At 54.8% G+C, this 18630-nt stretch carries 15 protein-coding genes, 1 tRNA gene and 1 pseudogene; 10 read left to right on the forward strand and 7 right to left on the reverse strand.

The features are described 5' to 3' along the window. Positions 1–3: 3 nt before the first annotated feature. From FTW19_RS08935 to FTW19_RS08960, 6 genes are all read left to right on the forward strand, one after another. A complete protein-coding gene (locus FTW19_RS08935; protein ID WP_147647296.1) occupies positions 4–1020 on the forward strand; it encodes a hypothetical protein in 1017 nt (338 codons plus the stop codon). Continuing rightward, complete coding sequence (locus FTW19_RS08940) at positions 1020–1844, forward strand: PilN domain-containing protein (RefSeq protein WP_187143380.1); 825 nt, start codon at positions 1020–1022, stop codon at positions 1842–1844. Before FTW19_RS08935 ends, FTW19_RS08940 begins: the two co-directional genes overlap by 1 nt. Next, entirely contained in the window at positions 1841–2536 is a 696-nt protein-coding gene (locus tag FTW19_RS08945) for a GspMb/PilO family protein (RefSeq protein ID WP_147647297.1), read from the forward strand. Before FTW19_RS08940 ends, FTW19_RS08945 begins: the two co-directional genes overlap by 4 nt. Continuing rightward, the gene (locus tag FTW19_RS08950; protein ID WP_147647298.1) at positions 2520–3167 is read left to right on the forward strand and encodes a hypothetical protein; all 648 of its coding nucleotides are present in this window, start codon (positions 2520–2522) and stop codon (positions 3165–3167) included. Before FTW19_RS08945 ends, FTW19_RS08950 begins: the two co-directional genes overlap by 17 nt. Continuing rightward, a complete protein-coding gene (locus FTW19_RS08955) occupies positions 3164–3979 on the forward strand; it encodes a type II secretion system protein (protein WP_147647299.1) in 816 nt (271 codons plus the stop codon). Before FTW19_RS08950 ends, FTW19_RS08955 begins: the two co-directional genes overlap by 4 nt. A 160-nt stretch (positions 3980–4139) precedes the next feature. After that, on the forward strand, positions 4140–5726 hold the full coding sequence (locus FTW19_RS08960) for a pyrrolo-quinoline quinone (protein WP_147647300.1): 1587 nt from the start codon (positions 4140–4142) through the stop codon (positions 5724–5726). Positions 5727–5777: 51 nt separating this feature from the next. Here the strand turns inward: FTW19_RS08960 and FTW19_RS08965 are convergent, their stop codons facing one another. After that, the gene (locus tag FTW19_RS08965; protein WP_187143381.1) at positions 5778–8882 is read right to left on the reverse strand and encodes a carboxypeptidase-like regulatory domain-containing protein; all 3105 of its coding nucleotides are present in this window, start codon (positions 8880–8882) and stop codon (positions 5778–5780) included. 83 nt (positions 8883–8965) lie between these two features. After that, a complete protein-coding gene (locus FTW19_RS08970; protein WP_147647302.1) occupies positions 8966–11941 on the reverse strand; it encodes a sigma-70 family RNA polymerase sigma factor in 2976 nt (991 codons plus the stop codon). 263 nt (positions 11942–12204) lie between these two features. Between FTW19_RS08970 and FTW19_RS08975 the strand changes: the two genes are divergently transcribed. After that, a complete protein-coding gene (locus FTW19_RS08975; protein ID WP_147647303.1) occupies positions 12205–13701 on the forward strand; it encodes a hypothetical protein in 1497 nt (498 codons plus the stop codon). Positions 13702–13846: 145 nt separating this feature from the next. Here the strand turns inward: FTW19_RS08975 and FTW19_RS08980 are convergent. The 3 genes and pseudogenes from FTW19_RS08980 to FTW19_RS26430 all read right to left on the reverse strand — a co-directional run. Further along, positions 13847–13921, reverse strand: a tRNA-Gly gene (locus FTW19_RS08980). Positions 13922–13979: 58 nt separating this feature from the next. Further along, positions 13980–14111 carry a hypothetical protein gene (locus FTW19_RS26345; RefSeq protein ID WP_348641847.1) on the reverse strand — a complete coding sequence of 44 codons (132 nt, stop codon included), beginning with the start codon at positions 14109–14111 and terminating at the stop codon, positions 13980–13982. Positions 14112–14114: 3 nt separating this feature from the next. Then, positions 14115–14228, reverse strand: a pseudogene (locus FTW19_RS26430) (winged helix-turn-helix domain-containing protein); the annotation flags it as partial. On the opposite strand from FTW19_RS26430, the gene FTW19_RS08990 reads away from it, so the two are divergent. Continuing rightward, entirely contained in the window at positions 14211–14399 is a 189-nt protein-coding gene (locus FTW19_RS08990) for a zinc-binding dehydrogenase (RefSeq protein WP_281292438.1), read from the forward strand. The pseudogene FTW19_RS26430 and the gene FTW19_RS08990 sit on opposite strands and share 18 nt — an antisense overlap. A 184-nt stretch (positions 14400–14583) precedes the next feature. Beyond that, complete coding sequence (locus tag FTW19_RS08995) at positions 14584–15021, forward strand: CBS domain-containing protein (RefSeq protein ID WP_187143382.1); 438 nt, start codon at positions 14584–14586, stop codon at positions 15019–15021. A gap of 128 nt (positions 15022–15149) precedes the next feature. Here FTW19_RS08995 and FTW19_RS09000 read toward each other — a convergent pair whose 3' ends face one another. Then, positions 15150–15803, reverse strand: coding sequence for a response regulator transcription factor (locus FTW19_RS09000; RefSeq protein ID WP_147647307.1), 654 nt, complete (start codon positions 15801–15803; stop codon positions 15150–15152). Positions 15804–15924: 121 nt separating this feature from the next. On the opposite strand from FTW19_RS09000, the gene FTW19_RS09005 reads away from it, so the two are divergent. Beyond that, positions 15925–17289: a hypothetical protein gene (locus FTW19_RS09005; protein ID WP_187143383.1), complete on the forward strand. Its 1365-nt coding sequence runs from the start codon at positions 15925–15927 to the stop codon at positions 17287–17289. A 122-nt stretch (positions 17290–17411) separates the two neighbouring features. Here the strand turns inward: FTW19_RS09005 and FTW19_RS09010 are convergent, their stop codons facing one another. Further along, positions 17412–18509 (reverse strand): GNAT family N-acetyltransferase, encoded by a 1098-nt coding sequence (locus FTW19_RS09010; protein WP_187143384.1) that lies wholly within the window; start codon positions 18507–18509, stop codon positions 17412–17414. Positions 18510–18630 lie beyond the last annotated feature (121 nt).

The following is an 18630-nucleotide window of genomic DNA, read 5'->3' on the forward strand; positions in this document are numbered from 1 at the left end:
CACATGTCCTTTCTTTCCAAGTTGAGCGGCACACATCAACGTCCCCGCCTGGCGGCAGAGTTACGTGGCGAACTGGTGGTGGCCGCAGCGGCTGATGCAACCACGGCACCGGTGCGTGCAGTCGCGCAGGTATCGCTGCGCGCGGGCGCTTTGCAGCCTTCGCTGAAGGTTCCTAACCTCGTAGACCGTGTTGCGGTTGCCACCGCACTACGTTCGGCGCTGGAACGGGTAGCGGCACAGAGTCGTGATGTCACGCTTGTTCTTCCGGATGCGGCGGTCCGCGTCGTGCTTCTGGACTTCGACACTATGCCTTCTCGGGAAGACGACGCCGAGAGCGTGGTGCGGTTCCGTCTGAAGCGCATGCTGCCCTTTGATTCTGATACCGCTGCGGTCAGCTACCAGGTGATGAGCGAGGCCAGGGGGAGCGTGAGTGTCCTGGCTGTCGCCATGCCCGCGGACTTGCGCAGCGAGTATGAGCAGGCTGTGCGCGAGGCAGGATACGAGCCCGGCGCGGTGGTGCCGTCGACGCTGGCTGCCGTGGCAGCGCTCGACCCCGCGGAGCCAAAGGCGCAACTGCTCTTGAATATCGATGAAGCCAGCATGACCACCGCGATCGTGCGCGGCGGCAACCTGGTGCTGTACCGTACAGTAGAGTTTGCCCACGAGACGGTTAATGCGGAGCCGCCGGAACCAGCGCCTGTAGCCAGTGATTCGACATCGGCTCTAGCCATGGAGCAGGCAGACGTCCTGTTGGCTGAGGTGGAGCATTTGAGCCATGCCGATGAGATTGCCCGCGCCATCTCGGTTGCTACGGCCTATTTTGAAGATACGCTGGGTGCACTGCCGGAGGAGATTCTGGTCGCCGGGACGTGGCCTTCGAACGAACTGCAGCGAATCGCATCGGAGACGATTGGAGAAGGGGTGCGACTGCGTGAGATTGTACGTGCCGAGGACCTGCTGACCGGATCGACGGTGTCGCGCAATCTGCTGGCTGGTGTGAGAGGAGCGTTGAAAGGCTGATGCGTATCCAGATCAATCTCGCGTCGAAGCCTTTTGTCGAACTTGGGCAGGTCTTCAAGCGGCTGCGTGTTGCCATGGCTGCCCTGGGGGTAACGGCAGCTGCATTGGGTGGTTTGCTGTATATGGAGTCGTCCAAGGCCGATGTCGCACAGGGACAATTAGCAACGTTGCGGAACAAGACTTCAGATCTGCAGCGAGAGCGCTCCCGGAATGAGGCACGTATGCATCAGCCGGTGAATGCGGCGGCGCTGGAGCGCTCCCGGTTTTTGAACGAGCTGTTCCTGCGCAAGAGCTTCAGTTGGACCGCTGTGATGATGGACCTGGAAAATGTGCTTCCGGCAGGAGTACAGGTGTCATCGATCGAACCTCAAATCGGAAGCGACGGCGAGGTGCATATTCGCCTGCGCGTGATGGGAGACCGCGACAAAGCGGTAGAACTGATCCGTAACCTGGAGCATTCGCGGAGGTTTGCCGCGCCACGTCTGGCCAGTGAATCGTTGCAGACGTCAGGCAATCAGCCTGCCTATCAGCTGGCAGCGATGGGCAATGTAGAGTTCGATATCCTCTCCGGCTATAACCCGCTGGCTCCGCGTACCGAAGCGAAGAAGGAAGCAGAGAAGGAAGATAAGGCGAATTCGAAGAAGGACGCTATCACTCCGGTGAAGCCGGTAGTTCGCACTCCTGGAAAACTTCCCGCAAAGCCTATGAATGCGCCGGGCGGGCCGGGGATGCCGATCAGGTCAGGTCCACCTGCTGGGCCGGGTACAGCGATGCCGCCGAAAGCAGCTACGCCGGGAATCAACCAGGGAGGGGTGAAGCGATGAGTACCTCCACCGTGACTCCCAGCATGAATTCGCGCCGCGTTGCGGCGGCCCTGTCTCCTGTGAATCTCCATATTGCAGGTGTGATGGTGCTGCTGGCTCTGAATATCTATCTTGCTGTGCATCTCTTCCTGGCATGGAACAAGCTGCGTCAGAGCGGCAGCGAGGCAGTGAGTCAGCAACAGGTGGCGTTGAAGACTGCCGATATTGCGGCGCAACCGCTACGCGGGCTGGATGACAAACTGAGCACTGCGCGTGCCGATGCTGACAAGTTTACGGAGCAGCGCTTGTCCTATGCGTGGTCTCAGGTATTGGCGGAGCTGGGGGCACTCGCGAAGAAGCAGAATGTCCGTCTGACGCGGGTACAGTACACCGAGACTGCTGCGGAAGATTCGCCTGATCCTGATCTGGTCGAGATCAGGATGGATATGACGCTCTCAGGAGACTATCGTCCTCTGATGCAGTTCCTGAATTCAGTGGAGCGCGACAAGACTTTCTTCGTGATCGGTGCAGTGACGTTTACAGGACAGGCGGGCGGAGGGAATAACAACAATGCGCTGGCAACCTCTGTGGTTAACCTGCGCCTGCGCTTGACGACGTATCTACGCAAGCCACTGCCGTCCGATTCCAAACAGGAGACAAGTACGAAAGAGGTTAGCACCAGGCAGGAGGCAGGCCATGAAGTCCGGCGCTGAGGATAAGAAGAAGGTCGCCATTGCCGGAACGCTGGGCGCGGTTGCGGTGATTTGCCTGGGCTATATCATCTGGGACAACTTTCTTAGTTCGCCGGCAACTACTGCCGCCCCACCTGCCGCTCCGGTAATTCGTGATCTGACGCCTAACGGCGGTACAGCTGCGAATACAGGCCGTAAAGGTGGAGGAGCCACAGGCGGTTCTACCGCGAAGAAGGTTGGTACCACGGCGGCGCAGCTTGATCCCACGCTTCATATGGAAGCGATGAAGGTGGCGGAGTCCCTGGAGTACTCGGGCTCTGGGCGAAATATCTTTTCGATGACGTCAGCGCCTCCACCGATGGCGAACATTCCAAAGCCCATTGCTCCGCCGCGTCCCATAACGCAGCCGGTGAATGTTGTTCCTGTTGGGCCACCGCCGCCTCCGCCGATCAACCTGCGTTTCTTCGGAGTAGCGACACGGTCAAATGGGCAGCGTCAGGCATTCCTGTTGCAGGGGGATGATGTTTTTCTGGCGGGATCCGGCGATGTGGTTGCGCGTCGTTATAAAGTCGTGACGGTCAATGCCACCTCTGCGGTGGTGATGGACATGACCAACAATAACCAGCAGACTCTTCCTCTGGTGACGCAATGACGAAGCGGCGGACCAATGAAGACGGTTATCTTCTGGTTGGTCTGCTGGTGATCATCTTTATTGTGCTGCTGACGCTCGGGGTGGCCGCGCCCACGATGCTGAAATCATTGCGGCGCGATCAAGAGCTTGAGTCCATGCATCGCGCGCAGCAATACCAGCGTGCGATTCGGCTGTACTACCTTAAGCTCGGACATTATCCGGCCTCGATCGATCAGCTTGAGAATACAAATAATCAGCGCTTTCTGCGGCGGCGTTATGTCGATCCGCTGACAGGTAAGGATGATTGGCGTCTGATCCACTTCGGTCAGGCGAAGGCGCAGATCAAGGGCTTCTTCGGCAAGCCGCTTGCGCCTACAGGTGGTGGTCTGGGGGCAGCCTCAGGAATGGGCTCGAATATCGGGGGCATCAACACCACTGCCAATCCAGGAATTGGTGGAAGTCCAGGACTTGGCGCGACGGGATCGAGTGGAGCCACTGGGAGTACGGGAAGCACAAGCCCGTTCGGTGGTATCGGCAGCCAGAGCGCATCTAGCCTGCAGGGAACCGGCGGTGTGATCGTCGGTGTAGGGACCTCAAAGACCGGACCGTCGCTACTGGCGATCAACGGGGATGAGGTGAAATACGAGGACTGGGAGTTTACCTACGATCCCAGGCTGGAACAGCTGCGGGCGCAGGCAAGCCTTCTGGGAGGCGCGCCGAGTAGCGGCTCCTTGGGAAGCCTGGGTTCTTCCGGGGCCACCGGTAGTACGGGAAGCAGTGGGTCTAGTGGAAGCAGCGGCGCGACCGGAACCTCAACGACGCCGCAACCGTAACAAGTGTCCCGACAGATCTTCTTGGACTCGCTTACATCTCGTTATGTTCATACCCTATGTAGTATATTACTTATTGGGACATCAAGTTCGCCTACTCTGCAGATGCGTCGATCGCGGTAAACGCTAAAACTACAACGCTTGATCCTGGAGAAAGTTGCTTATGGCGAAGCGTCGTTTCATCCTTTCCTTGCTCATGCTGGTTGGTTTGCAATCGGCAAATCATGCGCAGGTTCTGACTGCGCAGTACGACAATTTCCGAACCAGCGCAGACCTCCACGAGACAATTCTGAAACCATCGAATGTGAACTCTCGCGAGTTCGGGAAACTATTTTCCAGGACCGTGGATGGGGATGTTTTTGCCCAGCCTCTGTACATGCCCTCGCTTGCGATTCCTGGAAAGGGAAAGCGCGATGTGGTCTTTGCCGCGACGGCGCACGATAGCGTCTATGCGTTTGACGTTAACGGTAAGAACGATGCTCCTTTGTGGAAGACCACGTTTATCAACCCACAGCGTGACATTACCGCACTGAGCGAAGGAGATGCGTCCTGCCCGTTCATTACCCCGGAGGTGGGAATCACTCCAACTCCTGTCATCGATGCAGGAAGCAAGACAATGTATGTACTCGCGCGGACGAAGGAGCATGGCGCGTTCGTACAAAAGCTGCATGCGCTGGACATCACCAACGGAAAGGAAAGAGCGGGCAGCCCGGTAGTGATCTCGGCAACAGTGCAGGGCTCGGGCGATGGCGCCGTGAATGGGAGGGTTAGCTTCGATCCGCTCAAAGAGAATCCCCGCGCCGCGCTGCTGCTTGTCGGTGGCGAGGTGTATGTGACCTGGGCTTCATCCTGCGACGTCGGCCCCTATCACGGCTGGATTATGGCGTACGACGGCCACACCCTAAGACAGCGCGCCGTGCTGAATACCTCTCCGGACGGCGCGAAGGCTGGAATCTGGCAGTCCGATGCAGGACCTGCGGCTGATGAGGAAGGCAATATCTATGTTGCTACCGGCAACGGTGACTTCAACGCGGCGAACGCGAATGGCAGAAACTTCGGCGATAGCCTCTTGAAGCTGCGCCTGGAAGGTCCGAACTTTGTGGTGCGTGATTTCTTCACACCCTTCAATCAGAAGATTCTGGATTCTAAGGATCAGGATCTCGGAAGTCAGGGACCTGTCCTGCTTCCGGCGCAAACTGGAGCTCATCCGCATCTGCTCGTAATCGCCGGAAAGGAGGGCAAACTCTACATGCTCAATCGTGACAAACTTGGAAAGTTTCACGAAGGTTCCGACACCGACGTTGTGCAAGCCATCATCAATGAGAAGGGCGCGTATGGAGCCGCGGCATACTGGAACGGCCACATCTTTTTGACAGATCGAAGCTACATAACCCGCGACTTTGCGCTCCAAGCGGGCCAACTCGTTCTGAAGGGAGCGACGACCAAAATGCCCTCACCGGCGGCGACACCAATCATCTCGGCCGATGGAACGAAGAATGCAATTTTATGGGTCGTCTCCACAAAGGAGTGGAACGAGGCACACACGGACAGGGCCGCGGTTCTGCATGCATACGATGCGAATGATATTTCGCATGAGCTCTACAATAGCGAACAAAACAGCAACCGCGACCGTGCCGATATGACCGTTCGTTTCTGCATACCTACGGTTGCGGATGGCCACATATTTATCGGAGCTCGCGGCCGATTAGATGTTTATGGGTTGCTCAACACAACTACTTCTCGGAGGTAAGCTCGGCATGCTGGTCGCTTTGACCTGGTCGCGTCTCGCATTCGTCATAGGTTAAAAGTGAAGCCGGAGTGATATCTGAAGGGACCGTGGTCCGCCCGGTTCATAGAGAGAACCTGTGGAGCCGAAGCTCTGATTCAGCATCAGCGTCGCCTGTCCGAATAGGGTGTCCGTCAGCGTCGGATCGATATACCCGAATTCGGGATGATTGAAGATGTTGAAAGCGTCGAGCCGTACCTGCAGCTTTGCCTTCGTTCGGAGAGCGAATTCTCTTCGAAGAGCGAGATTGGTTTGATAGGCTCCGAAGCCTCGTAAGAGATTGCGCGGAGCAGTTCCGCCACGAGCACCGTCGGGAAGTGCAAACGCCGGCGCCGCGACGTTGGGACCACCATTGATCATGCGCCCTCCGGGATACTGCGTTCCATATAGATAAAGCTGACGGCCGGGGATGAGGTCTACTCCACTGTAGTAGCGATTTCCGGATGCCGGATCGGAAAAGATATTTCCGAGCGGTTGGATTGGAAAGGCGGTTCGAATAGCCAGCCGCGCGTCTACACCCCACCCGCCGATCAAAGCCTGAGACATCTTTCCACCTGGGCGAAGATTTTCGTCCCACGAGAGAGCTGTTTGAAAGTTTTGACGAACATCAAGATCAGAGTTTCCGCGCGTGAGCGGAAAAGCCGGATCTGTTGAGCCGTAATCGAGTGTATGTGACCATCCGTAATTTCCAAGTACCTGCAGTCCGTGGGAAATAGCGCGTTGAAACTTTATCTGTAATGCCTGGTAGCTGGAGGTGAGATGCCCCGGGAAGAAATAAACCTCCCCGAACATAGGATTCTCGCTGCTGATGTTTGTGCGCTGCTTTTGAAGCAATCTGCGACCGTTGGTGCCGACCCAGGAGATATTGAGTGTCTGGCGCTTTCCCAAGGACTTCTCTATCCCAATATTCCATTGAAGTGCATAGGGCAACTGCAGGTGCGGAGGAAATGCGAAGGCAGCCGTATTTATATAGGGCCCGGGGGGCGTGGCGGAGAAATCAAGTTGCGCGGGCGTGACGGGGACTGGAACGTTTATTGGATGGTTTGTTGCTGAAAAACCCAATGCGGAGAAAGCTTCCGCGGCCGGCCGATTAGCGGTAGCGAAAAAGATACCGGCTCCTGCACGTATCAATAGTTCACCGCCCGGTGTGCTTTTCAAAGCCCACACACCGCCAACACTGGGTGCGATATTAAACTTCGCCGTATGCCAGAGGGGAGTGCCGCGAGGCGCCAACGTTAGCCTCGATGGATCCGCTATATCTCCTAATAGGGTGTAGGCATCCAAGCCATTTTTGCCGTGCGGTGGAGGGGAGGCCTCCCACCGTAGACCAGAGGTGATTGTGAATGACTGGGATACTCGCCATTGGTCCTGAAGAAAGGCGGCGAATTGCTGGAATATGGGTGTCGCAGGGACGCTTCGGGTAATTGAGATGGCTGAGGCTCGGTTCTGCAACAACGAGTCCGTCGAGAAGAAATCTGCTTCGATACTCAGCGCCGGTGGCTTGATCGTGGAGACGATCTGTCTTTGATCAATCCCAAATCGCAATAGGCGCCGGCCTGCCTGCGCGTTGAAGGTATCGCGGATATTCCATTGCCGAAGAGCGCTCGAAGCCCGATCCGTTTTAATTTCGGATGGACCGGCACCTGGAATCTGAATGAAGACAGCTGCGCTAGCCGATTCCGAAGAGGGAGGAATTCCGATCAAAGGGTTTAAACGAGTTCCAAAATTCAGATCCAAAGAATAGTAATAATTGTCCAGCGTGGTGGTTAACGACGAGTGGCTTGCTGCATACCCAATTCGAAGCTCATTGTTGATACGGGAAGCGAGCTGTGCGGTAGCACCGAGAGTGAAGGTGCGTGTATCAGCATGGACTTGAGTGAGCGATGAGAGATTGCCGGCTTCACTTCGGCTCGGGGTTTCACCATACCGCAGAAATCCGGAGAGCTTCGACGAAAGAGTGTGGTCGAGACGGACACTCGTCGCGTTGACAATCCCTGGGTAAGAAGTTGCGCCACCCGGGTAGGGAGCCAGCCCCGTGGAGATTGCCGAAGGAAGACTAAAGGCGTGATTGACCTGCGGAAATAGATTGAGTACTGCCTGCAGTGGCAACGCGTCTCCGTGCAGTGTTACGTCTGGGACGAATTGTACTTGTGGAGCGGATGGTTGCCGAACATTGAGGCCCTCATACGAGAGGAAGATGAACGTCTTATCTATTCCGCGATAGATGCCTGGAAGGATTATCGGTACACCGAGTGTGCCTCCGAAATCATCCTGATGATAAGCGGTCCGTCTATCCGCCTTGTTGAAGCTGGTGTACCAGTCGGTCGCGTCAGCCGCGTCCGTCCGGACATAGTTAAATAGGCTGCCATGCGCCGTGTTAGTTCCAGAGTGTGTGAGGAACGTGAATTGTCCGCCGGGCAGACGACCGTATTCCGGCGGATAGGTTGAAGTCATCACCCGGAACTCCTGGAGCGCATCGACCGCCACAAGGCTCTGCGTGGTGCCGAGTGCTGTAAGCGCTGCAAGACTCCCATCACTCGGAATTTTCTGGTGTCCTGTGAGTAGACCTGCGCCGACATTCGCGGAGACGCCGTCTACGAAGTATCCATTCCCGTCGATTCGCTGGCCATTCACGCTGAATGATCCACGAGCTCCAAAGGACTCACCTGTGGTTTGTGGACTCTGTGTAGTGACGCCTGGAGTCATCGCGATGAGATCCTGAAAGCTTCTCCCATTCAATGGCATGTTTGCTACGAAACCTCTGTCGACTACGGTACCGACCGATATGTTTCCGGTATCGAAGGAGGCTTCGCTCTGATTTACATCCACTGTCTGGGCTACAGGCCCCACCGGCATCCGGATGAGGAAGTTCTTAGTATCGCCGACGTGAAGAGTAAGCCCTGTGATCTGTATGGCGGCGAAACCACTCCGGTCGATCTCAAGCGTGTAGTCTCCTGGGATCACACCAGGCAAGAAGAACATGCCGAAGTGGTTGGTTCTGGAGTTGCTTTCTGCACCGGTCAAGATGTTCAGAAGCTTGACGTTCGCATCCGGAATTCGTGCAGTGGTCACATCGACCACCGTTCCGGTCACGTTCGCCGTGCTGGTTTGAGCAAACATACGAAGTCCCGCAAACAAGCAGAGACTGAATATGCGTCGAAGCAACGGGTCACAGCCTCTTCGAGGTATTTGCTTTAGACAGCTCATTGCTCATCGCGATGCCGCAACGGGCCTTTAGAGTCACTGGGTCTGACTTCGTGTGCATCGAGATGAGAAAGGCGTTGAGTAAAGCTAACGATTGCTGCGGCCTCCCGCAACGGAATGGAATTTCTTGCGTGAGTTAGAAGTGGTTCACCATTCCGATCAGCACTCTTTACTACGCCAGATGCAAACGCACCGCCGATAATACGACTCAACTCCTGTGTCTTGTGCAGTAGTCGCTCGGTGGCACGTGCCAAAGTTGCCGGATCGTCGATATTCGCATACTCTCCGCCGTGCGCCGGGAGCGATTCGTGATCATCCGGTATTATTCTGCTCAGCTGATCATTGAGTGCACTTAGCTCAATTTCCAGCGCGAATGCATGCGCTGAAGCCATCCTGGCCCATTGTCGCTGGTACGCCGGGTTTGCTGCGCTCAATTCACGCGCAGTGAAGCTTGTTCCGAGACGATTCAAGGCATAGGCACGCTGTAATGCACGCTGAGCGTGTTCGCGAGCTTCTTGCGAAAACTGCGAAACGGCAGACTTTTCGCGATCTCCCGTCCAACCTTTGGATTCGAAGTATTGCTTCAGAACAACCTCTGATGGCGCCTCGGTACGCGTGACGCTATATACGCTTGTGGTGGGAACTGTGCTTTTTGGCGCCGAAGGAGCTGCGCTGCGTAAAGAGCTCTGTGAATTTAATTGAATGGTCAGAAGTTGCTGATTCGGCAATGTCTCCAATCGCGCCAGCAACTGCGACCTACGCGCATTGTCCGCAACCGTTCCATAGATGCGTATCCGCCCATCCGGTGCGCGGACAACGTCGATGGGATCACCGATGTCGGCTCCCATCTGGTTGAGCTCATAGAGTGCTCCAATCTCCAATTGCACCAACTGCGTGTTAGTGTTTGGCTTCGATCGGTCGCGCATGGAAGCATCACCCTTGTCGACCGGGCTTCCTCCCATACCCTCTTCCTCGTTAGAGAAGACGGAGTCTGGAACGTTGGAAGATGGTTGGTAGTCTTGACCTGTTTGTAGCAGCTGCAGCTCACGGATCGGCGAATCCTTATGGAGGTATAACTCTTCACCGACCGCATTCAGGTGACTATCGAGCACAAGTACTGCTGATAACAGACGAGGCTTATTGTCGTCTTCCATTGTTGCGGATAGCTTGTATTCCCCGTTGACCACGGATACTCGTATGGATTTTCCGCCGAGTGCACGGAAGTCCGCGGAAGAGAGGTCTTGTTTCCATAGATCATTCATGGCCAGCTGACGAGCGGGAGCGTCGATCTCCGTATTTGACGGGGCGATCGATACTCCGGATCTTCCGTTCTTATCTTTCCATTCGGACGCGATGACATGGTGGTGCAAATCATAGAGCCGCCGGATGTGGCGCCCCGTCTGGCCTTCCTGCCAAGTCTCAACGATACCCCGAAGGACGAGTCCGTCTGAAGTTGTCTCGATCAGGTTCATCGTCTGATGTCTTGTCGCCCCGGCCATCTTGGCCGCTTCCATTGCAACGGCCTGGTTCAAAACAGCGGAGGCATCAAGTCGCGGTTGATGGATATAGCTCATAAAATATGCACCTGCACACGCTACGAACGCGAGGGCAAGACCCCATGCCATCGCCGGCGATGGCACCAGCGTGGAAATTAGCTTTTTGATCCACGATGGTTGATCCGTGCCAACGAGCGCCTGAAGCGTAGAAGGCCGCAACTCTTCCATCGCATCCTGTATGCCTGTCGAGGCCTCCGGATCGGAATACACAACCTCACACTGTAGGCCGAGACCATCAAAGGAAAGATTCAATTCCAGTCTTCTCGTATCACTAAGAAGGGTTTGCTGCGTAAGCCGCTCGGGGCCATCAGGAGGCAGACTGTCGATCGCGATCATGGCGAGACGAATCTGTTGCTCGCTGAATACCTCAACACAATTTGGCTGTTCGGAATATTCAAGGCGAATCGACAACGCGCTTTGTATCCCCTGAACGTCGTGGAAGGCTACTACCCGTGTATTTACTGCAATGAATAGGCTTTGCGGCCGATGATGATAGATGCGCTCTTTCTCTCTGCGCATCGTCTCAAACATGACCTTGACGCTCTTTCGATCTGTACCGCCCTGCGCCAGGTGCTGCATATTGAGGACTCGGTCAAAACCATCAAGCGCATCGCGATCTTTCAATGTCGGCCGTCGGAAGTGACGATCGATGAGTGCGAGACACCGTTGGCAGCTGACGATGTGGGAGAGCAGCTCACAAGGGATTGGGACGGGGGCATCAATTTCGTAATATGCCAACAAGTCTTCTTCCGGCAGGCAGGCCCCTCTTCTTGCTTGAAGGATCGTCTCGCGGAGCTCTTGGAAGAGCTCCGGCGTGGGCACGACAATTGGTGACTGGCGGGGTAAGGGCAAGGAGCCCTGCTTGATTGGACGCACTTTGTCCGGTGCAGAAAGATGTTCCTTCAGCTCCGTACGAGCACTTTTCAGTTTGTTGTAGATGGCAGACACCGGCAAGCAGGCAATCTCCGCGATTTCCCGAGGGAAGTATCCATGGAAAAAGTGAAGGATGAAGTAGCTGAAGCCTTTCGATGCCTCCTTTCTCCAAACCGAGTAGCCACAGATTGTGCGGAGATCGTTCTGGATTAGGACTGATCCGCTACGGTCTCGTCCTGAAAGGGCGAAGTGCACATTGTCGAAGTCTCCAATACTCACAAAACGCAAAGCCTCGCGAGAGGCTCGAGTCATGCGTGATAAATAAACGTGGCGAAGTGAGGTGTAGAGGTACCCGTCCTGATTGGAGATCCGGTTGAAATCCGTCTTTGTCAGGATGAGGTAGAGACACAGGTCGTGAACAATTTCGCGTGCCTCGCCTGCATCGCCGCGGGTCAGTAGAATCCCCCAATGCAGGAGCTGATCGTAGCGGCTCTCGAGGACGGCCTCTGTCTCGAAGGCCCTCCAGCTTGTCTTCTTTTGCTCCATTAAACAGTAAAGAGAGAACCTGGCTGTGAATCTACCCTCGGGCTCAATTTTTATTTTCTCATCCTAAGAATCGCAAATTCGACCATATTTCTTTCGCTCGTCATGGGTAGATTGCAAGGCGGGAAACGCTCTTTCAATGCAGAATGCGGCAACACTTTTTCGGATCACGCTCCATCGCAATAGCGCACCGCCTGACTCCTGTTCCTATTTCTCTCGGCACTAGCTCACAGACTCTGCGGGATTTTGTTCCGCAGACAAGCGCAATGCTTCTGGTGTCCTCTTGTTTTTTGATCGTTTGTGTGGTTTTCTTTGCAATCGCTACTATTCACTGGCCGTTAGCGGGCGACGCTTCGCTCATGCACTATATCGCTTTTCTGATGGACAACGGCCGCGTGCCATATCGCGATATCGCAGATATGAATCTGCCTGGCGCCTATTCAATCGACTACGCCGTTATGCATGTGCTGGGGGGAGGATCGTTGGCATGGAGGTCCTTCGATCTTGGCCTGACGCTTGCGGGCGCATTGGCGATGATTTGTATTTCGCGTCCGTGTGGATGGTACCCCGGAATTTTTTCCGGTGCGCTCCTGGCCCTCATTCATGGCCAGGACGGCATCTTTGAACCTGGGCAACGCGATTTTGTCATTGCGGTTCTCCTCCTTATCGCGTACGCCGCGTTCTTTCAAGCATTTAGGAAGAATTTTCCGCCTTGGATGTTTCTCTTTGGTCTATGCGTGAGTATGACAGGAACGATCAAGCCTGTCTTTCTTCCGTTCGGAGCTGTGCTGCTTGGTTGCGCGACCATTATGCGCAGAACGAAATGCCAACCAGTCTCATGGTTCATACTTTGGGGCGCAGGCGGTTTGTTCGTTCCGATCGTGGCTATGTATTCGTTTCTGAGAGTCATGCATTGTACGGAGGAGTTTTTCACAGTAGTGCGGGGATTGATGCCGTATCACGCGTCATTAGCGCGAAAGCCCCTGGGCTTTCTGCTTGTGCATTCGATCTCTCCACTGTTGCCACTAGCTACCGTCTGGGGCTGTTGCCTGTTCTCCCAATGGAGGCAATGGAAAAATTGGGAAGGCGTCACTTTACTGATTGGACTGTTTTTCGGATTGGGGTCTTACGTCATACAGGGGAAGGGGTACTCCTACCATCGCTACCCATTTATCGCACTCTTCCTTTTGGTTATGGCCATTGACTTTCAACGTTGCCTTACGGGCAATCGATGGACGCGAAGGCTGGGATGGGCCGGCATAGCCTTTGGAACCCTGTTTGTAGCACCTGTCTCTACACTCAAGGCCAGTCAATATGACTGGCGCAACGTCGAGTTCTCAACGATGTTGCAGAGCGATCTGCGTCGGCTTGGCGGTGAAGAGCTTTCGGGACAGGTGCAATGTATCGATACGGTTGGTGGCTGTTTTGACGTTCTTTATGAAATGAGACTTCTTCAAAGGGATCGTTTTGTTTACGATGAGTTTCTCTTCGCTCCCGCTCGGGATGAATCAGTGATCAATAGCCGTGAGGAATTCTTAGCTGAGATCTATGAGAAGCCCCCTCGCGTTGTTGTCATCACGGATGATCTTTTCCCCTCGGGGCCAGCGGGGTTTCAAAAGCTGGAAAGGTGGCCGCAGTTCGCGAGCTACCTTCAAGCGAATTACCGTCTTTGCGCTGAGGGAACGCCCCTTAGTGATCTCAGGTGGTGGAGCCGCAAGCAGCCGCCTCATTCCTACAGAATTTTCTGCAGCCTTCGCCCCTGACTAGAGCATTTTCGCCGTTGCTGGGTATCCGAGAAAGCGGCGTGCAGCGGCAAGACCACGCAGAAGTGCTTAGGATCAGGAGGGAAGTGGGAAGCATGCCCGTAGGATTCCACTATGGCACACTACAGCGATAACCGAGTGGTCCTGGAGCGGGAGACCGGGATCGAACCGGCGACATTCAGCTTGGGAAGCTGACGTTCTGCCACTGAACTACTCCCGCTCGTGGAACCGATTATAGACTGCAGCAGCATTTCTGCGAAACACCACCTGATCAGGTGTTAGCGTACCTTCTTCTTTGCTGTGCTCGCAGGGCGCTCCAGAACCGCATCGAGAAGGTTAGGGAAGCGCGCATCCAGATCGTTGCGGCGAAGGGTATTTAGCAGCGCTGTCCCCTGCCGCATGGTTGCCACGATCCCCGACTCACGCAGAACACGGAAGTGATGCGATAGGGAAGATTTGGGGCGATCTACCTCGAAGACACCGCACGTGGCAGGGCCGTCCTCGTCGAGTTGACGGACGATACTCAGCCCGGGGTATGGTCACCGGCCCGCGGCTTCGAGGAGATGAATGAGGCTCTCGAGAGCCTGAAAATACGTCCTGTGATCGATGCGGTGTATGCATTCGACGACGCTCAAAAAGCGTATGAGCATCTGTACCGTGGAGCGTTCGGGAAGATCGTGATCCGGGTCAGTAAATAGAGCGCATGGGAGAACAAGAAGGCAGCCACAGGCATTTTTTAAGGCTTTGCCATGACTGCCCGAAACTTCGCAAAAACTCTGTTCGTAACAAAACTCGATCCATTCCAGGTGCATCAGAGTAACCTACGCACCTGCGAGTCAAATTCCATGGATTTCCCGAGGACTCATGGAATCGGAGGAAGTTATGAAGGTGAGAGAAGTGATGACATCCAATCCCATCTGTTGTGTTCCGGAGGATACCGCACAACATGTGGCGAAGTTGATGTGCGAACAGAATGTTGGAGCACTCCCTGTAGTTGCAGATCAGCAATCCCGCACGCTGACAGGGATCATTACCGATCGCGATCTCTGTTGTTCGGTCATTGCTCAGGGCCTCGATCCTAAAAACACGACCATCCAGAGATATATGCGTCAAAATCCAGTAGCCTGCCGCGACGGCGAGAACCTGGAGCACTGCGAAGATGCGATGCAAAAGCATCAGATTCGCCGCGTTCCTATCGTTGATGGCGAGGGCCGTTGTATCGGCATCGTCGCGCAGGCCGATCTGGCCCTCAAAGATAGATCAGAGAGAGTATCGAAGACGGTAGCGGAGATCTCCAGGAGCCGGTCTGTAGCGGCATGATGAAGAAATCCACCGTGCGATGAATTGGACCGAACGTTTAAATAAAGCGACAACAAATCTACATAAGACCTGACGCCAGCCGGCTGGTGTCAGGTCTTATGCCGTCAACGAGTAATAGCAAGAATATGCTAGAAGATCACGAGGCGCTGCTTGGCTGCGTAAATTACGAGAGAGGTTCTATCGTCCACCTCGAGCTTGCGAAAAATAGAAGTCAGGTGATGCGAAACAGTAGCAAGGCTGATATGGAGCCGATCTGCTATCTCCTTGTTGCGCAGACCCTGGCAGATCAGTTCGACGACTTCACGCTCTCGTGGGGTGAGAGACGCGACCTTGCATTCGTCGGCATCGGGGGCCTGACGCCTTGTAAGAACCTGCTCAAGCATGCGTTCTGCCGCGGCCTGCTCCAGCCAGACCCCGCCATTGATGACCTTACGGATGGCCATTGGGATCTGCTGGACGGGCCATTCGCGCTGAAAGACACCCTTGGCTCCGCATCGCAAGGCGCCTTCAAGAAAGGCCATATCCTTTCGATTCGTGACCACAATGACTCGGGTCTCCTCGATTTCGCTGACGAGGAGCTCCAACTCTTTCAGTTCTTCGCGAAGAATCTCTGCACTTACCAGCAACACATCCGGTGAGTAATTTCGTACTGCATCAAGGAGCCGCTCTGGGTTTTGACATTCTGCAAGAATCCTTATATCGGATTGGTCGGCTACTGCACTTCTCAGACCTGAAAGAGACATTGGTTGATTATCAGCAATGACTACATCGATCGCTGCCATATTCCTCCCCGCCCTGATTGGGCAAACCGAGGCAGCTAAGTGGTGCTCGTGCGTGTGATTCACGCATCTAAAAATTTAGACATGGCCCACTCTTACTTTCGCGGTTAGATGCTGTGAGGGGATGATCGGTTGGACACGGAGATCTTTACTAGATATGCGCTTTAGATATCGTTGGAAAGTCATTGCAATTTCAGTCATTTGTGCTGGCACCATGATCGCGGTCTTCGATCACTGGCGCGAATCGGCGCACACTTTTGCGGCCTCGTCGCCTGCGACTAACCCGCAATCGGCAGAACAAGCGCGCAGTGCGTACGACTTCGTCAACAGTATTGGCGTGAATACACACTTGAACTATTTCGACCGGGAATATGGCAATTTTTCTTTTGTCAAAAATGAATTGCAAATGAGCGGTATCCGACATTTACGTGACGGCGTACATTTTCAGGATCCTGGCTATAACCGCCTTATGTATGGCCGCTGGGCGGAGCTTGGCGCTCTCGGCATTCGATTCGATGCGGTTGTGGACCCGCGGAGCGGTCTTGGTCCAATGAGGCCAGAGATACTGGAAGAGGCGGACAAATTATCGAATCACTCGATTGAAGCGTTCGAAGGGCCGAACGAGATGGATATCAGTGGACAGTCCGATTGGACTTCTACAGACCGCGACTACATCAAAGCCCTTTTTCGTTCAGCAAGGGCACTCGGCGGCGGCAATCGTTTCCAGATTATCGGCCCATCGCTGGCCTTCGCAAAACGCGGTTCAGAGCTCGGGAACCTCGCTGATTCTATTGATGCTGGGAATCTTCACCCATATCCCGCGGGGAAGATGCCGTCTCACGTCTTTCCAGAACAGACGGACTTTGCAAAAAATGTGTCGGGAGCGAAGAGCATTGTCGTTACAGAGAGCGGCTACCACAATGCCCTGAACGACCACACGGATCAGCCTGCTGTTTCGGAGCTGGCCTCATCGAAATACATTCCACGGCTGTTCCTTGAGAACTTCTCGCGAGGAATTCAACGTACATATCTCTATGAATTGCTGGATGAGACGGCCGACCCCGGTCTCACGAACAATCAACTGCATTGGGGGCTGATTCGCGCTGACAGGTCTGAGAAGCCTGCATTCATCGCAGTAAAGAGGCTTATCGAAGAGCTGAACGATACGGCCGCACCCGCCCGCCTCCATTCGTTAGCCTGGTCGCTCGAATCGAAAGACTCTCGCATCCATCATGTGCTGCTCGAGAAATCGAGCGGGGAGTTCGATCTTGTGCTCTGGCAGGAGACACCAAGCTACGACACCTTCTGGCAGAAGGACATCTCGAATTCGCCCATTGCGACAACGTTGACGCTGGTGAGTCCCGGTCGCCGCGTCGTTCTCTACGAGCCCTCAGTACAGGGTGAGCCGCTGAAGGAATGGAAGGATACTGCGAAGATTCCTTTGGCCATTCCGGACCATCCGCTCGTTATCAACATCGTTACGCGATAGAGCGTTTTCCCTGTTGCTGGGTATCCCGGAAGAGGAGTGCAGCGGCGTTTTCATTGCGGAAAACGCCCATAGATACGGAAGCCCTACAGGGAAAATGCTCTAGCATCGCGTAACGATGTGCATCAGAAGAAAAAGTGATCTTCCGTAAGCAATGACCGTACGCCGGCTATGACACGTCCAAGGCGAGTAGACCTGACGGCCGCAAACCTGGGACTAATAACTCCTCCGAAGCCAGTGTAGTGAAGAATGCTGCCCGAGGTTCCCAGGCCCGCGAAGTCGAAGATCAGCCCTTTGTTTGCAGCATGCTGGATGGCCTTCCATACCAGCATGCTTGCGGCTCCGTTTCCCGCAGCATCACTGCGAGTACAGGAGATGTAATAGGACGTCTTGTGATCCCATGCACAGAAATTCGCTGCGACGAGTTCTCCCGTGCGGTTTCTGGCGGTAATCACGCGTCCCTGGTTGTGTTGGAGCGCAGCTTCGATAAGCCTTTTACAGGCCGAGAGGTCCAGCTTATTGCGCACGCTTTTTGATGAGAGGTTGTTCTCATACAGCCGGATAAATGCATTGGCGTCTGGGATCTCAACCGTCTCAAACTGTTCTTCTGCCCGGCGGATTACATTGCGCGTTTTGTCGCGCATGCGCTGCCAGATCTCTTTCTCCGAGGCCGGCAGCACCTCATAGGTAAATTGCACATAGGTGCGAAAGGCCTGCTCTTGAAAGGGAATGACGTCGGGCGTTCCCCCATGACAGCGGATGCATTGCCATGATGACGGCGGTAGCTTGTGGATGAGCTCCCGGGTAATTTCCAGCCTGCGAAGATAGCGTGTGTTTGCACTGCCTTCTCCCTCATCAATTCCTGGTCCGAGAAAGTAGGTAAAGGGTGGAGTCCAGATTCCTTTGAGGCCCAGACGGTTTCTCATCATAAACGGAAGCCGGCCGACGATCTGGTTATTCGCCGAGATCTCCAGGGTTGTATGGCGTCCTTCGGTGGCAGCCTCCATCCACCAGTCTTCGTGGAAGACCGTGGGAATAAGACTTGTCCGCGATGAAGAGATGCTGGTTTTGGGCGCAGGATCATTAGCGTCCGGGGAATGGGCGAGTCTGGTTCCGTTGCGGGGAGAAGTTACCTGGAGAAGAGTAGTGTCGTACAACGGTTTTCGCGTACTTTTCGGTTTCTGCGACTCTTCCGTGCTGGTCGCCTCAGTCGTTATCTTCATAGGGGGAGTACTCCTCGCATGGCGCGCCGCCTTTCTTTCCAGCGTCGCGTATGACCGAGCAGGCAAGGCATGCTGCATTCTTATCGCGGCGTGCGAAGATTGCATTCGTCTTTCGATATGG

It is taken from the genome of Terriglobus albidus (assembly GCF_008000815.1).
Classification (GTDB): Bacteria; Acidobacteriota; Terriglobia; order Terriglobales; family Acidobacteriaceae; genus Terriglobus; species Terriglobus albidus_A.